The following is a 21,596-nucleotide window of genomic DNA, read 5'->3' on the forward strand; positions in this document are numbered from 1 at the left end:
GCAACAGTCCTTTATTGAATTGGCTCTGTTTCCCATCGGCCAGGATCCTTATCTTTGCGCCACCAAACAGCACTTGCCAAGCAAGAAGGTTTTAAAGATGTCCAACACTATGGGTATTGCCAGCGCTTTCGTTTTGTCCTCTTTGTTCCTCTCTCCATTCGCCATGGCTGAAGAGTCGCAGTCCTTCGTCGCACACAATGCAGCGCGCGCTGCAGCGTTTGAAGAACATCAGAGCGAAATGACGGCCAAGGCGCAGGGCGCTGCGCAAACCCCTCAAGCGTCGACCATTCAGGCCCAGCCACGGGTCGAAAAAGATAGCTGATCGCTCACATCGCTCTATTTCCCTCGACACTTTTCGTCGGCTCTTCCTGTTGAAAAGTTGTCTTCAAAGCCGCTGCTATCAGCGGCTTTTTTTTGTTGTGGTTCAAATGCTGTCCGGTTCGTCTTCCCTGACAAGAAACATCCCGCACTTCAAAACAATGAAGTGTTCAGTAGACCCAAGGAGCTGTACCGCTAGTGCGTTTCCCTCAAAGATTCAATCCGTTGTTCATTGCAATCGCCGTAACGATGCCAATCAACGCCAAGGCCGCCGACCAAGAAGGTTTTGTCGAAGGTTCGAGCCTCAACCTCAATGCCCGCAACTACTACATGAACCGCAACCGCCTGCAGCAGGCGGACGACAATATTGAATGGGGCCAGGGTTTCCTGGGGGTCTTCGAATCGGGTTTTACCGAAGGCACCGTCGGTTTCGGTCTGGATGCCCACGCCATGCTCGGGCTTAAGCTGGACGGCGGAGGCGGTACCGATAATTCGAGCATCCTGCCGATCAGTGACGGCAACGGCAAAGCGCCGGGGTCGTTTTCGACGGCGGGTGGCACGCTGAAAATACGCGCCTTCGATACCGAGCTGAAGGCCGGTGACCTGTTTCTCGCCAACCCGGTGATCGCCGGCGGCGAGACGCGCATGCTGCCGCAGACCTTTCGCGGCGTCAGCTTGACCAATCACAGCTTCGACGGTTTTCTGATTGAAGGTGGCCAGGCGAGTTTCACCAAGCCCTACAACCAAAGCGGTCATACGCGCATCGGCACGTCCTATGGCAGCCTCGCCGAGGGCGACGAAAGCCAGCACCTGAACTGGGCCGGCGTGGCCTGGAGCGGCCTGCCGGGGTTGACCAGCAGCCTTTACGCCGCCGAACTCAAGGACATCTGGAACCAGTATTACTACGACCTGGATTACACCTACGCGCTGAACGAACTGGTCAGTCTCAATCCGGGCCTGCACGTTTATCACACGCAGGACACCGGCGATGCGCTGCTGGGCAACATCGACAACAACACTTACAGCCTGCATTTCACCGTCGGCGTGGGCAATCACAGCGTCACCGCCGCTCACCAGCGGGTCAACGGCAACACGCCGTTCGACTACATCAGCCAGGGCGACAGCATTTTTCTCGATAACTCCCAGCAGTATTCCGACTTCAATGGCCCGAATGAACGCTCGTGGAAACTCAAGTACGCCTACGACTTTATCGGACTCGGCCTACCCGGCCTGACCTCGGCAGTGTCTTACTCTCGGGGCGAGCTGGACCTGACCAAAGCCGATCCAGACAGCCGCGGCTACGCCTCGTGGTACAGCGCCGACGGCAAAAATGCCAAGCACTGGGAGCGTGACATTGATCTGAAGTACGTGGTCCAGGGCGGCAAGGCCAAGGATCTGTCGGTACGCCTGCAATGGGCCACCAACCGTGGGGGCAACGGTTATGGCGCGCTGGATCAGGACACTGATGAATACCGGCTGATCGTCGACTACCCGCTGAATGTCTTCTAAGCTTCGCTAAGCAAAAGGCCAGCATCTTTTGCTGGCCTTTTTTTTATCCGGCCTTTATACAAGCCCTCTGGACGCGACCGGTTTCTGGGACTCTGCCCGACTCTTGTAAAAAACTTTCATAACACCTTATTTGCAGAAGCCAGAACCATGAGTGTGAGCAGTGTGAAATCTCAAGATCCGATCGGGTCGACACGATCGGAGCGACTTCTGATTCTCGGCAGTGTGCTGTTGGTGATTGCGATACTCAGCATCGTGACGTTTCTGCTGATCCGTGAGCGCGCCAACGCCGAATTGTCCGCCGCTCGCGCCGCCAACAACATCGTGCAATTGATCGACGCCGACGTGCTGCGCAATGTCGAACTCTATGATATTTCCCTGCTGGGCTTGATCGCCGCCTCCCAGCGAGAGGATCTCAAGAGCGTATCTCCAGCCATTCGCCATATGGCCTATTTCGACCGCGCCACTGCCGCGCCGTACAAGGGCAATATTTTGTTGCTCGACAATAAGGGCGACGTGATCGCCGACTCGGCTTCGGTGGAGCCCAGGCAAGGCAACTACGCCGATCGCGAATACTTTCAATCTCACGTGAACAACCCGGACCCGGGCATGTTCATCAGCCCCCCTTTAGAGCCAGGTCGCCCGAACAGGATTGGCGTATCAGTTTCAGTCGACGGCTGAGCGGCTCCCAGGGTGAGTTTCTGGGAGTAGCCGAAGCCGCCATGCGCTTGAGTTACTTCGATCAGTTGTTCAACAGTTTGAGCATCGGCCGCGATAGCACGGTCAATCTGATCAGCAAGAATGGGATTCTCCTGGCCCAGCAACCACGCCTGGCCGAAGAGCTGATTGGCAAGGATTTCAGTAATCGCCCCAATTTCCAACGCATCGTCAAAGAAGGCAATGGCAGCTTCACCAGCATGTCCGATCGATACCGTGACAAGCGTCTGTACACCTTTTCCAAGGTCGGAAATTTGCCACTGATCGTCATCGTTGCGCTGTCCAGTGATGAAGTTTTTGCGGCCTGGAAGCGCACGGCAGTGGTGGTCAGCTCTGCAACCGTAGCCTTGTGCGTAAGCCTGCTGTGGCTGACGTGGTTGCTACGCCGTGAATTGCGCCGGCGTCACAACGCCGAACACGAGCTGGCACAACTGGCCGCCACCGATGCCTTGACCGGCGTAGCCAACCGCCGAACGCTCGATCAAACCCTGCGCCATGAGTGGTTTCGCGCGCAACGCTCCGGCAAACCGCTGTCGGTGTTGATGATCGATGCCGACCACTTCAAAGCGTTCAACGATCAACATGGCCATCAGGCGGGTGACGATGCGCTGCGCGCACTGGCCAAGGTGATTGCCGAGAATGTGCGGCGACCGACGGATCTGGTCGCCCGCTACGGAGGGGAGGAGTTCTCGGTGGTGCTGGCGGAAACGGACAGCGCAGGCGCGCGGCAAATTGCTGAACACATTCGGTCTGCGGTGGAACAACTGCCGTTTGTGGCGGGCGTGGAATCGCCGATTACTGTCAGTATCGGCATCAGCACCTGGACTTCGACCACCGATACCAGCCTTGAACAGTTGCTGATTGCGGCGGACAAAGCGCTGTATCAGGCGAAGGAAAGCGGGCGAAATCGAGTGGTGGCTACGCAGTGAAATTTTCGCTGTAGCGGCCGGCCTCTTCGCGGGCAAGCCTCGCTCCTACAGGGTACGCATTGCCATTGTAGGAGCGAGCGGTGCGGCGACCCGACTTGCCCGCGAAGGCGTCATCACTACCACCACACGACTTTCTGGCAGGCATAAAAAAAGGCCACCCGAAGGCAGCCTTTAAAAACTAGAGAGGTTTTTACTTACACCGCCGCAACCGGACGCATGTAAGAGATCGGTGCAGTGCTGGCGTCTTCGAAAGTCACGACTTCCCAAGCATCTGGCTGCTCAATCAACTTGCGCAGCAGCTGGTTGTTCAATGCATGTCCGGACTTGAAGCCCTTGAACTCACCAATCAGGCTATTGCCCAGCAGGTAGAGGTCACCAATTGCATCGAGGATCTTGTGCTTCACGAATTCGTCTTCATAGCGAAGGCCGTCTTCGTTCAGTACACCATCCGCGTCGACCACAATAGCGTTTTCAACGCTGCCGCCGAGTGCGAGGTTGTGCTTGCGCAGGTACTCGATGTCACTCATGAAACCAAAGGTACGGGCGCGGCTGACTTCTTTTACGAACGAAGTGCTGGAAAAATCCACGCTTGCACTTTGTGTGCGGTTACGGAAAACCGGGTGATCGAAATCGATCTCGAAACTCACCTTGAAGCCTTCGAAAGGGACGAAAGTGGCGCGCTTGTCGCCGTCTTCCACTGTCACTTCCCGCAGGATCCGGATGAACTTCTTGGCTGCGTCCTGTTCTTCCAGGCCGGCCGATTGAATCAGGAAAACGAAAGGTCCAGCGCTACCATCCATGATCGGGACTTCGGACGCGGAGAGCTCGACGTAGGCGTTATCGATGCCCAGGCCGGCCATGGCCGAGAGCAAGTGCTCAACCGTGTCCACTTTCACGTCACCGTTAACCAGCGTCGTCGACATAGTTGTCTCGCCGACGTTGGCAGCACGAGCCGGGATCTCGACCACTGGATCGAGGTCGGCACGGCGAAAGACGATTCCGGTGTCGATCGGTGCAGGCTTGAGGGTCAGGTATACCTTCTCCCCGGAGTGCAGACCTACACCGGTGGCACGGATAATATTTTTCAGTGTGCGTTGTTTAATCATGGCTTGGGCCGCTTCAGCGCAAATTGCGAACTGGTATCAACAAAGGCTGGCGATGATAGCAGACCAGACCTTTGCTGAACACCAATCACCTTCATAGCCCTGATACATTCCATTAATCGGCCTGACGACGCAGGAAGGCCGGGATGTCCAGGTAGTCCAGATCATCTTGCGGATTCATCTTCGCGGCAGTCGCAGCACCGGCCTGAGCCTGGTTGCGCATGACGGTCGGACGGTCCAGGTCACGGTAGTTCACCGCTGGAGCTTCCTGACGAGCGGGAGCCGATTGTTGCGGTTGCGGCGCCATGGAAGTGTGAACGGTATTGTCGATGACCTTCACAGGCTTCTCGATTTTCGCGCCCAGACCAGTGGCAACGACTGTTACGTGCAGCTCGTCGCGCATGTCCGGATCGATAACGGTACCGACCTTGACCATCGCGTGCTCGGAAGCGAAGGCTTCGATGATGCTACCCACGTCGGAGTACTCACCCAGGGACAGGTCAGGACCGGCGGTGATGTTCACCAGGATGCCGCGTGCACCTTGCAGGTTCACGTCTTCCAGCAGCGGGTTGCGAATGGCCGCTTCGGTAGCTTCGCGTGCACGGTTCGGACCGCTGGCGCAGCCAGTGCCCATCATCGCCATGCCCATTTCGCTCATCACGGTACGAACGTCGGCAAAGTCGACGTTGATCATGCCCGGACGCTTGATGATGTCGGAGATACCGCGAACGGCACCGGCCAGTACATCGTCTGCCTTGGCGAAAGCCGACAGCAGGCTGGCGTCTTTACCGAGGATGGTCAGCAGCTTCTCGTTGGGAATGGTGATCAACGAGTCGACGCTTTCCGACAGCAGGCGGATGCCTTCGTCGGCCAGTTGCATACGCTTGCGACCTTCGAACGGGAACGGACGGGTCACCACCGCAACGGTGAGGATCCCCATTTCCTTGGCCACTTCAGCAATGATCGGCGCAGCACCGGTACCGGTACCGCCGCCCATGCCGGTGGTGATGAACACCATGTTGGTGCCCTGCAGGACTTCGGCAATGCGCTCGCGATCTTCGAGAGCGGCCTGACGACCTACTTCAGGGTTGGCGCCGGCGCCGAGACCTTTGGTCACGCTGGTGCCCAGTTGCAGGATGGTCCGCGCGCTGATGCTCTTCAGCGCCTGGGCATCAGTGTTGGCGCAGATGAATTCAACGCCTTCAATGTTGCTCTTGACCATGTGATTGACAGCGTTGCCGCCGCCTCCGCCAACACCGATAACCTTAATGACCGGGCTTGCGGGGATGTTGTCTACGAGTTCGAACATTTTCCCTCTCCTTTGATTCTCTAGTTTTTTCGCCTACTGCCTGTATCTACAACGGTGCTGCGGTAATTCTTCAGAAGTTGCCTTGTACCCAGCTCTTGATGCGATCGAGCAAGGCGGCTTTCGGTTCGTCATTGCTGTAGCTGTCGCGGCTGCTGATGCCCGAGAAAGAAATCCCGTCGGACTGCTTCTGCAGGCCGTACATCAACAGGCCGACGCCGGTGGAATAAATCGGGTTGCGCACCACGTCGTCGAGACCCTTCACGCCATGCGGCACGCCCAGGCGGACCGGCATGTGGAAAATCTCTTCGGCCAGTTCGACCGCGCCTTCCATCTTCGACGTACCACCGGTCAGCACGATGCCGGCCGGGATCAGGTCTTCGTAGCCGCTGCGACGCAGTTCGGCCTGGATCAGCGTGAACAGCTCGTCGTAACGCGGCTCGACCACTTCGGCCAGGGCCTGGCGGGACAGCTCGCGCGGTGGACGGTCGCCAACGCTCGGGACCTTGATGGTTTCACCGGCACCGGCCAGTTTGGCCAGGGCGCAGGCGTAGCGAATCTTGATTTCTTCGGCGTACTGGGTCGGGGTGCGCAACGCCATGGCGATGTCGTTGGTCACCTGATCGCCCGCAATCGGGATCACTGCGGTGTGACGGATCGCGCCTTCGGTGAAGATCGCGATGTCGGTGGTGCCACCGCCGATGTCCACCAGGCACACGCCCAGCTCTTTCTCGTCGTCGGTCAGTACCGAGTACGCGGACGCCAGTTGCTCGAGAATGATGTCGTCGATTTCCAGACCGCAGCGGCGCACGCATTTTTCAATGTTCTGTGCGGCGTTGACGGCGCAGGTGACCACGTGGACCTTGGCTTCCAGACGTACGCCGGACATGCCCAGAGGCTCACGCACGCCTTCCTGGTTATCGATCACGTAATCCTGCGGCAGGGTGTGCAGCACGCGCTGGTCAGCCGGGATCGCCACAGCCTGGGCAGCGTCGAGGACGCGCTCAAGGTCGGCGGAGCTGACTTCGCGATCACGAATCGCCACGATGCCGTGGGAGTTCAGGCTGCGGATGTGATTGCCGGCCACGCCGACGAACGCCGAGTGGATCCGGCAACCAGCCATCAGCTGCGCTTCTTCGATGGCGCGCTGGATCGATTGCACGGTGGACTCGATGTTCACCACCACGCCTTTCTTCAGGCCGCGGGACGGATGAGTGCCGATCCCGACGATTTCCAGCGTGCCGTCGTCCGAGACCTCGCCTACCAGCGCCACCACCTTGGAGGTGCCGATATCGAGACCGACGATCATTTTGCCGCTTTGCACGTTTGCCATGGGTCCTGCCTCTCTTAATTCTTCGCGACAGCGGGTTGGGCTGTCGTAGGCGCTACAGGTTCCCGCCAGCCAACAGCGAGGCCGTTGGCGTAGCGCAGATCGATGCGCGCAATGTTCGTAATCTGTTCTTTAAGCGTCTTGTCGTAGATGGCAATGAAGCGGCGCATCTTTTCCACCAGGTTGCCGCGGCCCAGCAGCAGTTCGATCCCCGGGCCCGAACTGCCGGCGCCGGTGGTCAGGAACCAGCTGCCTCGTTCACGCAACTCCAGGCGTGCAATCGAGAAGCCCAACGGCCTGAGCATCTGGCTCAGCACCTGGTATTGCTGCATCACTTGCTGCTGAGCCCGTTGTGGGCCGAACAGCTGTGGCAAGTGTTCGTAGTTCGCCAGCTCACGCGGGGTGAACGCCTGACCCTGGTTGTTCAACAGCGATTCATCGCCCCAACGGGCCACCGGCAGTTGTTCTTCCAGGCGGATCACCACTTGATCCGGCCACACCCGACGTACTTCGGCGTGGGCAATCCATGGCATCTGTTCCAGCTCGGTGCGCATGCTCGCCAGGTCGATGGTGAAGAAGCTCGACGCCACGTACGGGGCGATTCGCTGCTGCACCGCTTGCTGGCTGATGTAACTCAGGTCGCCCTGCACCGCGATCTTGGTGATTGGCCGGTCGGCGTACGGCAGCAAACGCTGTGCGCCTTCGTAAGTGCCAAACCCCAGCGCGACCAGCAGCACTGGCCAGAACAGGCTTTTCAGAAAACCAAAATTGGCTTTCGGCAGGCGCGCAGACATCGGCTCTTTGGCCACCATTCGGCTGGCACCCCGCGGCACCGGCTTGCGGCCGGGTGCTGGAGGGGGCTGATGTCTTAGCTGTGCGCCTTGCATGGTCTTACCCTCGTACCTCAACACTGGCGGCCAGGATCGCCAGGACCAATTGCTGGAAATCCAGACCGGCGGCACGGGCCGCCATCGGGACCAGACTGTGATCGGTCATGCCCGGTGCGGTGTTGACTTCCAGGAACCAGAACTGCCCGTCGGCGTCCTGCATCACGTCAGCCCTGCCCCAACCGGCGATACCCAGCGCCTCACAGGCTTTCGCCGTGAGGTCCATCAGTTCTTTTTCCTTGTTGCTGTCGAGGCCGCACGGGATCCGGTACTGGGTATCGGAGGCCACGTACTTGGCGTCGTAGTCGTAGAAACTGTGCGTCGTGCCCAGGGCAATCGGTGGCAACACCTGGTCACGCAGGGTGGCGATGGTGAACTCCGGACCTTGAATCCATTGCTCGACCAACACTTGCGAATCGTAGGTACTGGCCGCTTTCCACGCGTCGATCAACTCCGGCGCGGAAGTCACTTTGGCCATCCCGATACTTGAACCTTCATGGGCCGGTTTGACGATCAAAGGGAAGCCCAGTTCCGTCGCCGCCGAAATACAATCGGCCTCGGAACTCAGTACCGCGTGGCGTGGCGTCGGAATGCCGAGGCTGTGCCACACCTGCTTGGTGCGCAGCTTGTCCATGGCCAGCGCCGACGCCAGAATGCCGCTGCCGGTGTACGGAATGCCCAGGCATTCCAGCAGGCCTTGCATGCTGCCGTCTTCACCGCCACGACCGTGGAGAATGATGAACGCGCGGTCGATTTTCTCGTTGAGCAAACGCTGCAACAGGTCATCACCGACGTCGAGACCGAACGCATCCACACCGGCGCTTTGCAGCGCTGCGAGAACCGCGTTGCCCGACTTCAGGGAAACTTCACGCTCCGCACTCTTGCCGCCGAACAGCACGGCAACGCGGCCGAAATCTTTCGGCGCGACAGTGGAGACGAGGTTGGCGTAAGCAGCAGTCATTTCAACTTCCCCACGCTTGGCGCGGCAACGGCGCCAGCGAACAACGGACTCTTCAACAGTTTCGGTGCGAGACCGCCGATATCACCGGCGCCCTGGCACAACAGGATGTCGCCGGCACGCAGCAGCGGCTTGACGACAGGCGCGAGGTCGACACCGCGCTCGATGTAGATCGGGTCGAGCTGACCGCGCTGACGGATGCTGTTGCACAGCTTGCGGCTGTCGGCACCCGGGATCGGCTCTTCGCCGGCCGGATAGACTTCCATCAGCAACAGCACGTTGGCGTCGGCCAGTACATTGACGAAATCGTCGTACAGGTCGCGGGTGCGGCTGTAACGGTGCGGCTGGTAGACCATCACCAGACGGCGCTCCGGCCAGCCACCACGCACGGCCTTGATCACGGCCGCGACTTCGGTCGGGTGGTGACCGTAGTCGTCGACCAGCATCACGCTGCCGTCTTCGACCGGCAGTTCGCCATAGACCTGGAAGCGTCGGCCGACACCCTGGAACCCGGACAGGCCCTGGACGATGGCTTCATCGCTGACGCCTTCGTCAGTGGCGATGCAGATGGTGGCCAGCGCGTTCAGCACGTTGTGGTTGCCCGGCATGTTCACCGAGACATCCAGCGGCTCGCGGTCAGGACGCAGCACGGTGAAGAAAGTCTGCATGCCCTGCTGACGCACATTGATCGCACGCACATCGCAGTCATCGCCGAAACCGTACGTGACGACCGGACGTTTGACCTGCGGCAGAATTTCACGCACCACCGGATCGTCCAGGCACACCACCGCCAGACCGTAGAACGGCAGGTTGTGCAGGAACTCGACGAAGGTTTTCTTCAGTTTGTTGAAGTCACCGTCGTAGGTCGCCATGTGGTCGGCGTCGATGTTGGTGACCACGGCCACCAGCGGCTGCAAGTGCAGGAAGCTGGCGTCGCTTTCGTCGGCTTCGGCGATCAGGTAGCGGCTGGTGCCGAGCTGGGCATTGGTGCCCGCGGCATTCAGACGACCACCGATGACGAACGTCGGATCGAGGCCGCCGGCCGCAAATACCGAAGCGATCAGGCTGGTAGTGGTGGTTTTGCCGTGTGTACCGGCGACGGCGATGCCGTGGCGATAGCGCATCAGCTCGGCCAGCATCTCGGCACGCGGCACCACCGGAATACGGCGTTCAAGCGCAGTGGCGACTTCCGGGTTGGAGGTGTTCACCGCGCTCGATACCACCAGCACGTCGGCGGCAGCGGCGTTCTCGGCACGGTGGCCGATAAAGATCTGGGCGCCGAATGATTCGAGACGCTCGGTGACCGGCGAAGCTTTCAGGTCGGAACCGGACACTTCATAGCCCAGGTTCAGCAACACTTCGGCGATCCCGCACATGCCCACGCCGCCGATACCGACGAAGTGGATGCGACGGATGCGGCGCATTTCCGGGTGCGGCATGGCTTTCTGATTCTCAACCATGGGCCACCTCCAGGCAGGTATCGACCACGTTACGGGTCGCATCGGGTTTGGCCAGGCGGCGTGCCGCAGTGGCCATGTCGGTGAGTCGTTGTGGTTGCATCAGGACCTCTGTCAGGCGTGCGGCTAGATCCGCTGCGCCAGTCGTTCTTTGCGGCATCAGGAAGGCAGCGCCTTCACGGGCCAAATAATCGGCGTTGCGGGTCTGGTGATCGTCGATCGCGTGGGGCAAAGGCACCAGCATCGAGGGCAGACCGGCGGCAGCCAGTTCACTGATGGTCAGCGCGCCTGCGCGGCACACCACCAGGTCGGCCCAGCCATAGGCGTGGGCCATGTCTTTGATGAAAGGCTGCACTTGCGCCTCGACGCCAGCCGCGCGATAGCGCTCTGCAGTCACTTCATCGTGGTTTTTCCCAGCCTGATGGAACACGTCCGGGCGCAGGTCGGGGGCGACGTGCGACAGGGCTTCAGGCAGTAATTTGTTCAACGGTTCTGCGCCCAGGCTTCCGCCGAGGATCAGCAAACGCGCCTTGCGACCGGCCAGGGCAGGTCGCGGTGTGTCGAGGAACAGCTCGGTGCGCACCGGATTACCGGTGGTCCGTCGGCTGTCCGACAGGGTAAAGGTGTCGGGGAACGCTTCACAGACTCGGGCGGCCAACGGCACCAGCAACCGATTGGCGGTACCGGCCACGGCGTTCTGTTCGTGAACGATCACCGGCACACCGGCCAGTTTGGCTGCAACGCCGCCAGGACCGGTCACATAACCACCAAAACCAACCACGCACACCGGCCGCAACTGGCGAATGATCGCCCGCGCCTGCCAGACGGATTTGAGCAACATCAACGGCGCCTTGAGCAGGGACAACTTGCCCTTGCCGCGCAGACCGCTGGCGTTGATCCGGTGCAGCTCGATGCCGGCCATCGGCACCAGGTCATTTTCGATGCCACGCGGCGTGCCAAGCCAATGCACGGTGTAACCGCGGGCCTGGAACTCGCGAGCGCAAGCCAGCGCCGGGAACACGTGTCCGCCGGTGCCGCCTGCCATGATCAATACGTTAGCGCCCATGGGTCGGCTCCTCGGCGAAGTCGCTCTCATGGAACTCCATCTCCTCACTGCCCAGGTGGGTTCGACTCTCCCACTCAATGCGCAGCAACAAGCCGAGACAGGCACAGCAGATCACCAGCGAGCTGCCGCCGTAACTGAGGAACGGCAAGGTCAGGCCTTTGGTTGGCAACAGGCCGACGTTCACCCCGATGTTGATCAGGAACTGACCAATCCACAGGAACGACAGGCCGTACGCAATATAGGCAGCAAAGAACTGCTTGGCCTTCTCGGCCCAATAACCGATGTACATGCCGCGAATACAGACAAAGACGAACAGCGCCACGGTGCACAGGGAACCCACGGCACCCAGCTCTTCGGCCAGAACCGAGAACACGAAGTCGGTGTGGGCTTCCGGCAGGTAGAACTGTTTCTGCACGCTGTTGCCCAGGCCTACGCCCAGCCACTCGCCGCGACCGAACGCGATCAATGCTTGCGACAACTGATAACCGGCGCCGAACTGGTCAGCCCACGGGTCGGCAAAGTTGGTCAGACGCGCCATCCGGTATGGCTGCACCTGAATCAACAACACCACCGCCGCAACCGCCAGGACCACCATCAACGAGAACCGGAACAGCCCGACCCCGCCAAGGAACAGCATCGCCGCAGCCGCGCCCATCATCACGACGGTGGCACCGAAGTCCGGCTCCATCAGCAACAGCCCCGCCATCGGCAGCAGTACGATGAACGGCTTGAAGAAACCCATCCAGCTTTCACGCACTTCTTTCTGGCGACGCACCAGATAACCGGCGAGGTAGATCACCACGAACACCTTGGCAATCTCGGAAGGCTGAACGTTGAAGAAACTGAAACCGATCCAGCGCATCGAACCGTTCACTTCACGGCCGATCCCCGGAATGATCACCATCACCAGCAAGCCGAACGCACCGATCAGCATCAGCCAGCCCAGGCGTTGCCAGGTGGCGATCGGAATCATCATGGTAACGATGCAGGCAGACAGGCCCAGCACCACGTAGATCAAGTGGCGAGTCATGTAGTACAGGGCACTGCCCGACTGCACGGCGCCCACTTCGGTCGAGGCCGAGGCGATCATGACCAGCCCGAGGCCGAGCAAGGCCAGGCAACCGGCGAGCATCGGAAAATCGAGGTCGATGCCGCGCCCGGTGATGAGCGGCGAAGGAAACGGCTTGATGATATTGAGCAGGCTCATGCCAGATCCTCCACTGCCTGGACGAACTGGTGACCACGGTCTTCGTAATTCTTGAACATGTCGAAGCTGGCGCAGGCCGGCGACAACAACACCACGTCGCCCGGTTGCGCAGCGGCGCGGCATTGCTGCACCGCTTCAACCAGCGAAGCAGCGCGGATCAGCGGCACGGCGTCGCCAATGGCCTCACCGATCTTGTCGGAGTCGCGGCCCATCAGGATCACGGCGCGGCAGTTGGCCGCCACCGGATCACGCAGATCATTGAACTCGGCACCCTTGCCGTCGCCACCGGCGATCAGCACGACCTTGCCGTCGATGTCCGCACCCAGGCCTTCGATGGCAGCCAGCGCTGCGCCGACGTTGGTGGCTTTGGAATCGTTGTAGTAGCTCACGCCGTCCAGGTCACGAACCCACTGGCAGCGATGTTCGAGACCGGCGAACGTGCGCAGGCTCGACAGCATGGCGTCGAACGGCAGGCCGACCGCGTGGCCCAGGGCCAGCGCCGCCAGGGCATTCGACTGATTGTGGGCGCCGCGAATTTTCAACTCGCGCACCGGCATCAGGTTCTGGAATTCGAAGGCGAGGTATTTCTCGCCGTCTTCTTCGCGGATACCAAACGCCTTGAAATCGGGTTTGCTCAAACCGAAGGTCCAGCAGGGCTGACCTTCGCCCATCAACGGACGGCTCAGGGCGTCCTGACGGTTGACCACGAACTGTCTGGCACCACGGAAGATCCGGTGCTTGGCCAGGTGATAGGCCGGCAGGCCGCTGTAGCGGTCCATGTGGTCTTCGCTGACGTTGAGCACGGTCGCCACTTCGGCGTTGAGCTGGTCGGTGGTTTCGAGCTGGAAGCTCGACAGTTCCATCACGTACAACTCGATGTCATCGCGAAGCAGGTCCAGCGCCGGCGTGCCGAGGTTGCCGCCGACAGCGACGCGCTTGCCGGCCGCAGCTGCCATCTCGCCCACCAGCGTGGTCACGGTGCTTTTCGCATTGGAGCCACTGATGGCGACAATCGGCGCCTTCGCGTTACGCGCGAACAGCTCGATGTCGCCGGACAGCTTCACGCCACGAGCGGCGGCAGCCTGCAGGGCCGGGGTCGCCAGCGCCAGGCCGGGGCTCACGTAGAGCTCATCGGCGCGGCACAGGAATTCGACGTCCAGCTCGCCACAACGCACTTCCACGTGCGGATAGTCACGCTTGAGCGTGGCCAGTTCCGGTGGATTTTCCCGCGTATCGGCCACGGCAAACGACGTGCCCCGGTTCGCCAGGAAGCGAACCAGGGACATGCCGCTCTTGCCGAGGCCGACAACGATGCGGAAGTGGTCAGAAGCGATCAGAGACACGAGTTTCTACCTCAGCTTCAGGGTGGCAAGGCCGACCAGCACGAGAATCACGGTGATGATCCAGAAACGGACGATCACACGCGGCTCGGGCCAGCCCTTGAGTTCAAAGTGGTGGTGAATCGGTGCCATGCGGAACACACGGCGACCGGTCAGTTTGAAGGAAGCAACCTGAATGACGACTGACAGGGTCTCCATCACGAACACGCCGCCCATGATGAACAGGACGATTTCCTGGCGAACGATCACCGCGATGGTGCCCAGGGCCGCGCCCAGCGCCAGCGCGCCGACGTCGCCCATGAAGACTTGTGCCGGGTAGGTGTTGAACCAGAGGAAGCCGAGGCCCGCACCGATCAACGCACCGCAGAACACGATCAGTTCACCGGCGCCGGGTACGTACGGGATCAGCAGGTATTCGGCGAATTTCACGTTACCCGACAGGTAGCAGAAGATCCCCAGGCCACCACCGACCATCACGGTCGGCATGATCGCCAGGCCGTCGAGGCCGTCGGTCAGGTTGACCGCGTTGCTCGAACCGACGATCACGAAGTAAGTCAGCACGATGAAACCTGCGCCCAGCGGAATGCTGTAGTCCTTGAGCATTGGCAGGATCAGGGTGGTTTCGACCGGCGTCGCGGCGGTCATATAGAGGAAGATCGCCGCGCCGAGACCAAACACCGACTGCCAGAAATACTTCCAGCGGCTCGGCAGGCCTTTGGAGTTTTTCTCGATGACCTTGCGATAGTCATCGACCCAGCCGATAGCACCGAACAGCAACGTCACCAGCAACACGGTCCACACATAGCGGTTGCTCAGGTCAGCCCAGAGCAAGGTGCTGACGCCGATGGACGACAGGATCAGCGCGCCACCCATGGTCGGGGTGCCGGATTTGGACAGGTGCGATTGCGGGCCGTCGTTACGAACGGATTGACCGATCTGACGGTTCTGCAACGTGCGGATCATCCACGGGCCATAGCACAGCGACAAAACCAGCGCGGTCAGCACACCGAGAATCCCGCGCAGGGTCAGGTACTGAAAGACCGCGAAGCCTTTGTAGAACTGTTGCAGATACTCCGCTAGCAGCAGCAGCATTAATGTTTCTCCAGACTGGACCCGCACAAAGCGGCAACGATGTTTTCCATCGCAGCGCTGCGCGAGCCCTTGATCAAAATGGTGGTGTTTGTGTCTTGCTCGGCGCCGAGGGCCTTGATCAGTTCAGCCTGAGTGGTGAAGTGATAAGCCTGCTCGCCAAAAGCGTTTACGGCGTGAGTCATCAATGGCCCGACCGCGTAAAGCGCAGAAACCTTGCCACGGGCATACTCGCCCACGTCGCGGTGCCCCTGCTCCGCCCAATCGCCCAACTCGCCGATATCCCCGAGCACCAGAACGGTGCGGCCGGAAAAGCCGGCGAGTATATCAACGGCCGCGCACATCGAGGTGGGGTTCGCGTTGTAAGTGTCATCAATCACGCGCATGCCATTGCTGGCCAGTTGCGCGACGGTGCGCCCCTTGACCGGCTGCACCGCGCCAAGGCCGGTGGCGATGCCGGACAGCGACACGCCCAAGGCGTGCGCGGCAGCGGCGGCGGCCATGGCATTGGCGACGTTATGGGTGCCGAGCAGGTTCAGTTGAACGCGCTCCACACCGTCAGGACTGTGCAGATTGAACGCCGGGCAACCGCGCGCATCGCGGTCCAGATCGCTGGCGTAGAAGTCGGCGCTGACGTTGCTCAGGGCGAAGGTCAGCACTTTGCGACCGGCGGCGCGGGTCTTCCAGATGTCGAAGGCCTTGTCGTCAAGATTGAGCACGGCGATGCCATCGGCCGCCAGCCCTTCAATTATCTCGCCCTTGGCTTCCACGATTTTTTCCGGCCCGCCGAACTCGCCGACGTGGGCGGTCCCGGCGTTGTTGAGCACGGCCACGTGGGGCTTGGTCATGCCAACGGTGTAGGCAATTTCGCCAAGCCGCGAAGCACCCAGCTCGATCACGGCGGCGGTATGTTCCGGCGCGAGTTCAAGCAAGGTCAGCGGCACGCCGAGGTCATTGTTCAGGTTGCCACGGGTCGCCAACACCGGACCGCGTGTGCGCAGGATGCTCGCAAGCATTTCCTTGACCGTGGTCTTGCCGCTGGAGCCGGTGATGGCGGCGACTGGGTGAGTAAACGCAGCACGGTTCATCGCCCCCAGTTGCCCAAGGGCCTGACGGGCGTCCTTGACCAGCAATTGCGGCAGCCCACTGTCGGGCACTTCGCGCTCGACCAGGGCAGCCACCGCGCCTTTGTTCGCCACGTCGTTCAGATAGTCATGGCCGTCGAAACGCGGGCCGGTCAAGGCAATAAACAGTTGGCCCGGCTTGATCGCACGGCTGTCGATGCTGACGCCATCAAACGTGGCATCGGCGATGATCATGCGGCCATTCAGCGCGCCAGTCAGTTCGCTCAGCTTCAAGTGTTTAAGCATGAGCCACCTCCCACGCGGTCAGTGCGCGATCAGCCTCGACCAGATCAGAGAAGTCATGACGCTGGCCGTTGATTTCCTGATAGTCCTCGTGACCTTTACCGGCAAGGACAATCACGTCATCCACCGAAGCACTGGCGATCAATTGCGCAATGGCCTGACCACGACCGGCGACGAACGTCACCTTATCCACGTTGGTGAAGCCGGCGCGGATGTCATCGAAAATTACTGCAGGGTCTTCGGTGCGCGGATTGTCATCGGTGACCAGCACGCCGTCGGCAAGACGCTCGACCACTTCAGCCATCAGCGGGCGCTTGCCGCGATCGCGATCACCGCCGCAGCCGAACAGGCACAGCAAGCGACCTTTGGCGTGCGGACGCAGGGCCATCAATACTTTTTCCAGCGCATCCGGGGTGTGGGCGTAATCGACCACCACCAGCGGTTGAGTACCGCCGCCCAGGCGTTGCATGCGACCGGCCGGGCCTTCGAGTTTCGGCAGGACCTTGAGGATTTCGTCCAGCGCGTAGTCGAGACCGAGCAAGGCGCCGACCGCTGCCAGGACGTTGCTCAGGTTGAAGCGACCGAGCAAGGTGCTGCGCAGATGATGCTCGCCTTGCGGCGTGACCAACGTGGCGCGCACGCCTTCGTCGTCGAACTGCGCTTCGCGGCAAAACAGGTAGGCGCTGCTGTCGAGCAGGCTATAGGTGATCAAGCGCGACTCACGCTTTTCCGCCGCCAGTTGCCGGCCGAAATCGTCGTCGAGGTTCACCACCCGGCATTTCAGGTCGTTCCAGTCGAACAGCTTGGCCTTGGCTTCGCCGTAGGCCTGCATGGTGCCGTGGTAATCCAGATGATCGCGGGACAGATTGGTCATCACCGCCACATCAAACGCCAATGCCGTTACGCGGCCCTGATCCAGACCATGGGAAGACACTTCCATGGCCACGGCTTTGGCACCGGCCTTTTTCAGGTCGGCGAGGGTCGCTTGCACGGCGATCGGGTTCGGCGTGGTGTGCAGGCCGCTTTCCAGCGCGCCATAGAAACCGGTGCCCAGTGTGCCGACAATGCCGCAATGCTGGCCGAGCAAATCCAGTGCTTGCGCAACCAATTGGGTCACGCTGGTTTTGCCGTTGGTGCCGGTCACGCCGACCAGGTTCAGGTGGCGGCTCGGTTCACCGTAGAAACGCCCGGCGATATCGGACAGCTGCGCCGCCAGGCCTTTGACCGGAATCAGTGGCACGTCGGTGATCGGCAGTACGGTCGCGCCTTCGACTTCATACGCCACGGCTGCAGCACCGCGCTGCAAGGCGTCGGCAATATGCGCTCGACCGTCGAACTTGCCGCCAGGAACGGCAAGAAACAGATCGCCAGCCCGCACATTGCGGCTGTCCAGTGTCAGTTCGCGAATCAACAGATCGCGGCCAGCGTGGGCGAAAATCTTGTTCAGGCTCAGAGACATCAGCCGCGCCCTCCATTGGCTTTCAGCGGAACAACCGGTGTTGCGTTGGCTTGCTGCACCGGCGGCAGGTTGTCCGGCGTGACGTTCATCAGGCGCAGGGTCCCGGACATCACTTTGCTGAACACCGGCGCCGATACCAGGCCACCGAAATAGCCGGCTTTGGTCGGTTCATCGATCACCACCACGATGGCATATCGCGGATCGCTCATCGGGCCGAAGCCTGCGAACAGCGAGCGGTAGGAATTCTCGGCATAGCCTTTGGTGCCGACCGACGTTTTACGCGCCGTACCGGACTTGCCGCCGACGTGATACGCCGGCACTTGCGCACGGAATACACCGCGCGGTGCTTCGATCACTTGTTGCAGCATGGTTTGCATGGTCTTGGCGACAGCTTCCGGCAGCACTTGCGTGGTTTGCGGCGCCTTGTCGGTCTTGATCAGGGTCAGTGGCGCGAGGCGACCGTTGTTGGCCAGGGCCGAGAAGGCGTGGACCAACTGGATCGCGGTCACGGAAATACCGTAGCCATAGGACAGCGTGGCGGTTTCAGCCTTGCGCCATTCGCGGTAGTTCGGCAGGTTGCCCACGCGCTCGCCCGGGAAGCCGAGGCCGGTGTCCTGGCCGAGGCCGACTTTCTGCGCCAGGCGGAAAATGGTTTCGCCGCCGATATCGAACGCGACCTTGCTCATGCCGACGTTACTGGAGTTGATCAGAATGCCGGTCAGGTCGAGTACCGGGCCTTCAGTCTTGGATACGTCCTTGATGGTGTACTTGCCAATCTGCAGGCTGCCCGGGTACACCTCGACGGTGTCGGTCGGTTTCCAGCGGCCGGTTTCGATCGCGGCACTCATGGAGATCGCTTTCATGGTCGAACCCGGTTCGAACACGTCGATCATTGCGCGGTTACGCATCATCGCCGGTTGCAGGTTGCGACGGTTGTTCGGGTTGTAGGTCGGCTGGTTGACCATGGCGAGGATCTCGCCGGTCTTCACGTCCATGATCACCAGGCTGCCGGCTTTCGCGCCGTTCTCGATGATCGCGTTGCGCAGTTCGCGGTTGGCCAGGTATTGCAGACGCAGGTCAATGGACAACGCCAAGGGCTTACCGGCCTTGGCGTTTTTGGTCACCTGAACATCTTTGATAAGTCGACCGCGCCGGTCCTTGATGACCTGCCGCTTGCCAGGGACACCGGCGAGCCATTCGTCATAGGCCAGCTCGACACCTTCACGACCGTGGTCATCAATGTCGGTAAAGCCGACCATATGAGCAGTCACTTCACCGGCCGGGTAGAAACGGCGGAATTCTTCGATGCCGTAGACGCCCGGCACTTTCAGGTCGAGCACGGACTGGCCTTGCTCAGGCGTCAGCCCGCGCACCAGATAGATAAATTCTTTATTAGCCTGCGCTTCGAGACGTTCGGCGAGGGCTTTCGGATCCTGACCCAACGCGGCCGCCAATGCTGGCCACTTCTCTTTGGCCGTTTGCATTTCCTTGGCGTTGGCCCACAGCGTGGTGACCGGAGTACTGACAGCCAAAGGCTCGCCGTTACGGTCGGTGATCAGACCACGGTGAGCCGGAATTGGAATGTGACGAACGCTACGCGCGTCGCCCTGCCCTTTGAGGAAGGCACGGTCGACCACTTGCAGGTCAATGATGCGCCAGCAAATTGCCGCGACCATGACGCCGAGCAAACCCACCACCAGGCGAAACCGCCATGGAAAGAGTGCGCCTTCGAGTTTCATCATGGCGCCACCATCTGCACGTCAGCGGCGCCAGGAATGTGCATCTTCAGTTGCTCGGTGGCCAGGACTTCGATGCGGCTGTGCGCCGTCCAGGTGCTCTGCTCGAGAATCAACCGACCCCATTCCGCCTGCGCCTTGTCGCGCACGCTCAACTCGTTGTAAAGCGAGTTCAACAGCTGACGGTTCCAGTGGGCGCTGTACGACACGCCGATGGCCGACACGAGCACGCCAACAAACAGCAGGAGCATGAAAAAGCTTCCGCCGGGAAGTGGCTTGGCGAAAAGCTTGCTCACCGCAGCTTCTCCGCCACGCGCATGACGGCGCTACGGGAACGTGGGTTGGCTTTGAGTTCGGCCTCGGAGGCGGACTGCGCTTTGCCATGGATTTTGATTTTCGGTTCGAACGCGACGTGACGGACCGGCAGGTTGCGCGGCAGGTTGTCGGCTTCGCCTTTCACCAGCTTGCGCATGAACAGTTTGACGATGCGGTCTTCCAGCGAGTGAAAACTGATGACCACCAGGCGGCCACCGATTTCCAGGGACTCCAGCGCAGCTTCAAGGCCGGCTTCCAGATCGCCCAGTTCGTTGTTGACGTGAATACGCAGGCCCTGGAATGCACGGGTCGCAGGGTTCTTGCCCTTTTCCCATGCCGGGTTGGCGACTTTCAGGACTTCAGCCAGATCGCCGGTGCGTTCAAACGGCTTGATGTCACGACGCTCGGCCACGGCACGGGCCATGCGGCCGGAGAAACGTTCTTCGCCGTATTCCTTGAACACCCGGGCGATTTCTTCCACCGGCGCGGTGTTGACGAATTCGGCAGCGCTGATCCCGCGGGACGGATCCATGCGCATGTCCAGCGGGCCATCATTGAGGAAACTGAAACCGCGCTCAGGGTCGTCGAGCTGTGGCGAAGACACGCCCAGGTCAAGCAGGACGCCGCTGACCTTGCCGGCCAGACCGCGTTCGGCGACTTCCGAACCGAGCTCGGCAAAGCTGCGCTGCACAACGACAAAGCGGCCGTCTTCGGCCGCTAGCGTCTGCCCGGTGGCAATCGCTTGAGGATCCTTGTCGAATCCCAGCAACCGACCCTCGGGACCAAGCTGGCTGAGGATCAACCGGCTGTGTCCGCCGCGCCCGAACGTGCCGTCCAGATAGCAGCCATCAGGACGTACGGCGAGAGCCTCGACGGCTTCGTCAAGCAGTACGGTGATGTGGTTAAAGCCGCTATCAATAGTCACAGGATCAAATCACGCAGTTCATCAGGCATGGCGCCCGGTTGTTGAATAGCAGCCAGGTCAGCGGCAGAAACCGCATCCCAGGCATCCTCGTCCCACAATTGGAACTTGTTCAGTTGGCCTACCAGCATCGCGCGCTTATCCAGCCGGGCATATTCACGAAGACGCGGCGGAACCAGGAAACGACCACTGCCATCGAGCTCGAGGTCGACGGCATTACCAATCAGTAAACGTTGCAGGCGGCGGTTCTCTTCGCGAAGCGAAGGCAGTGCGCGCAGTTTGGTTTCAATAATTTCCCACTCATCGAGGGGGTAAACACACAAACACGGATCAACGGCATCAATTGTGACGATTAACTGACCGGAACTACGCGAAACGAGCTCGTCACGGTACCGGCTCGGCATGGCGAGACGGCCCTTTGCGTCGAGACTGATAGCGTTAGCTCCGCGAAACACGTCAGCGTTTCTCCAAATATTAGCGTTTTGCGTTCAAAAAACCCACTTCATGCCACTTTCCACCACTTGCGCACACTATAGGAATGCGGCCACCGCACCGTCAAGGCGCGGATTAAAGGAAAACCCTTA

General features: G+C 60.5%; 18 protein-coding genes and 1 pseudogene. 3 read left to right on the top strand and 16 right to left on the bottom strand.

The features are described from left to right. Positions 1–97: 97 nt before the first annotated feature. From K5R88_RS15660 to K5R88_RS15670, 3 genes and pseudogenes are all read left to right on the top strand, one after another. Positions 98–322 (top strand): hypothetical protein, encoded by a 225-nt coding sequence (locus tag K5R88_RS15660; RefSeq protein ID WP_032832350.1) that lies wholly within the window; start codon positions 98–100, stop codon positions 320–322. A gap of 194 nt (positions 323–516) precedes the next feature. Further along, complete coding sequence (locus K5R88_RS15665) at positions 517–1,827, top strand: OprD family porin (protein WP_226298022.1); 1,311 nt, start codon at positions 517–519, stop codon at positions 1,825–1,827. Positions 1,828–1,974: 147 nt separating this feature from the next. Further along, positions 1,975–3,470: pseudogene (locus K5R88_RS15670) on the top strand (sensor domain-containing diguanylate cyclase). A 194-nt stretch (positions 3,471–3,664) separates the two neighbouring features. Here the strand turns inward: K5R88_RS15670 and lpxC are convergent. From lpxC to mraZ, 16 genes are all read right to left on the bottom strand, one after another. After that, complete coding sequence (gene lpxC / locus K5R88_RS15675; RefSeq protein ID WP_008025989.1) at positions 3,665–4,576, bottom strand: UDP-3-O-acyl-N-acetylglucosamine deacetylase; 912 nt, start codon at positions 4,574–4,576, stop codon at positions 3,665–3,667. A 112-nt stretch (positions 4,577–4,688) separates the two neighbouring features. Then, the gene (ftsZ, locus tag K5R88_RS15680; RefSeq protein ID WP_008025988.1) at positions 4,689–5,882 is read right to left on the bottom strand and encodes a cell division protein FtsZ; all 1,194 of its coding nucleotides are present in this window, start codon (positions 5,880–5,882) and stop codon (positions 4,689–4,691) included. 70 nt (positions 5,883–5,952) lie between these two features. Beyond that, entirely contained in the window at positions 5,953–7,212 is a 1,260-nt protein-coding gene (gene ftsA / locus K5R88_RS15685; protein WP_008025987.1) for a cell division protein FtsA, read from the bottom strand. Positions 7,213–7,226: 14 nt separating this feature from the next. Beyond that, positions 7,227–8,096 carry a cell division protein FtsQ/DivIB gene (locus K5R88_RS15690; protein ID WP_008025986.1) on the bottom strand — a complete coding sequence of 290 codons (870 nt, stop codon included), beginning with the start codon at positions 8,094–8,096 and terminating at the stop codon, positions 7,227–7,229. Between the two features lie 4 nt (positions 8,097–8,100). Beyond that, complete coding sequence (locus tag K5R88_RS15695; protein ID WP_008025985.1) at positions 8,101–9,057, bottom strand: D-alanine--D-alanine ligase; 957 nt, start codon at positions 9,055–9,057, stop codon at positions 8,101–8,103. Further along, the gene (gene murC / locus K5R88_RS15700; protein ID WP_008037298.1) at positions 9,054–10,514 is read right to left on the bottom strand and encodes a UDP-N-acetylmuramate--L-alanine ligase; all 1,461 of its coding nucleotides are present in this window, start codon (positions 10,512–10,514) and stop codon (positions 9,054–9,056) included. The genes K5R88_RS15695 and murC overlap by 4 nt, the downstream gene beginning before the upstream one ends. After that, complete coding sequence (gene murG, locus K5R88_RS15705) at positions 10,507–11,577, bottom strand: undecaprenyldiphospho-muramoylpentapeptide beta-N-acetylglucosaminyltransferase (protein ID WP_008037296.1); 1,071 nt, start codon at positions 11,575–11,577, stop codon at positions 10,507–10,509. Before murG ends, murC begins: the two co-directional genes overlap by 8 nt. Next, a complete protein-coding gene (gene ftsW / locus K5R88_RS15710) occupies positions 11,567–12,784 on the bottom strand; it encodes a putative lipid II flippase FtsW (protein ID WP_008037295.1) in 1,218 nt (405 codons plus the stop codon). Before ftsW ends, murG begins: the two co-directional genes overlap by 11 nt. Continuing rightward, positions 12,781–14,127: a UDP-N-acetylmuramoyl-L-alanine--D-glutamate ligase gene (gene murD / locus K5R88_RS15715; protein WP_008025978.1), complete on the bottom strand. Its 1,347-nt coding sequence runs from the start codon at positions 14,125–14,127 to the stop codon at positions 12,781–12,783. The genes ftsW and murD overlap by 4 nt, the downstream gene beginning before the upstream one ends. A 6-nt stretch (positions 14,128–14,133) precedes the next feature. Beyond that, positions 14,134–15,216 (bottom strand): phospho-N-acetylmuramoyl-pentapeptide-transferase, encoded by a 1,083-nt coding sequence (gene mraY, locus K5R88_RS15720; protein ID WP_008037292.1) that lies wholly within the window; start codon positions 15,214–15,216, stop codon positions 14,134–14,136. Further along, a complete protein-coding gene (locus K5R88_RS15725) occupies positions 15,216–16,583 on the bottom strand; it encodes a UDP-N-acetylmuramoyl-tripeptide--D-alanyl-D-alanine ligase (RefSeq protein ID WP_008025974.1) in 1,368 nt (455 codons plus the stop codon). Before K5R88_RS15725 ends, mraY begins: the two co-directional genes overlap by 1 nt. Further along, the gene (locus K5R88_RS15730) at positions 16,576–18,039 is read right to left on the bottom strand and encodes a UDP-N-acetylmuramoyl-L-alanyl-D-glutamate--2,6-diaminopimelate ligase (protein WP_008025973.1); all 1,464 of its coding nucleotides are present in this window, start codon (positions 18,037–18,039) and stop codon (positions 16,576–16,578) included. Before K5R88_RS15730 ends, K5R88_RS15725 begins: the two co-directional genes overlap by 8 nt. Continuing rightward, a complete protein-coding gene (locus K5R88_RS15735) occupies positions 18,039–19,778 on the bottom strand; it encodes a peptidoglycan D,D-transpeptidase FtsI family protein (protein WP_177318160.1) in 1,740 nt (579 codons plus the stop codon). The genes K5R88_RS15730 and K5R88_RS15735 overlap by 1 nt, the downstream gene beginning before the upstream one ends. After that, positions 19,778–20,071 carry a cell division protein FtsL gene (gene ftsL / locus K5R88_RS15740; protein WP_032828607.1) on the bottom strand — a complete coding sequence of 98 codons (294 nt, stop codon included), beginning with the start codon at positions 20,069–20,071 and terminating at the stop codon, positions 19,778–19,780. Before ftsL ends, K5R88_RS15735 begins: the two co-directional genes overlap by 1 nt. Continuing rightward, the gene (rsmH, locus tag K5R88_RS15745) at positions 20,068–21,015 is read right to left on the bottom strand and encodes a 16S rRNA (cytosine(1402)-N(4))-methyltransferase RsmH (protein ID WP_008037287.1); all 948 of its coding nucleotides are present in this window, start codon (positions 21,013–21,015) and stop codon (positions 20,068–20,070) included. Before rsmH ends, ftsL begins: the two co-directional genes overlap by 4 nt. After that, positions 21,012–21,467 (bottom strand): division/cell wall cluster transcriptional repressor MraZ, encoded by a 456-nt coding sequence (mraZ, locus tag K5R88_RS15750; protein ID WP_008025967.1) that lies wholly within the window; start codon positions 21,465–21,467, stop codon positions 21,012–21,014. Before mraZ ends, rsmH begins: the two co-directional genes overlap by 4 nt. Positions 21,468–21,596: the final 129 nt, after the last annotated feature.

It is taken from the genome of Pseudomonas sp. MM213 (assembly GCF_020423045.1).
GTDB classification, from domain to species: Bacteria; Pseudomonadota; Gammaproteobacteria; order Pseudomonadales; family Pseudomonadaceae; genus Aquipseudomonas; species Aquipseudomonas migulae.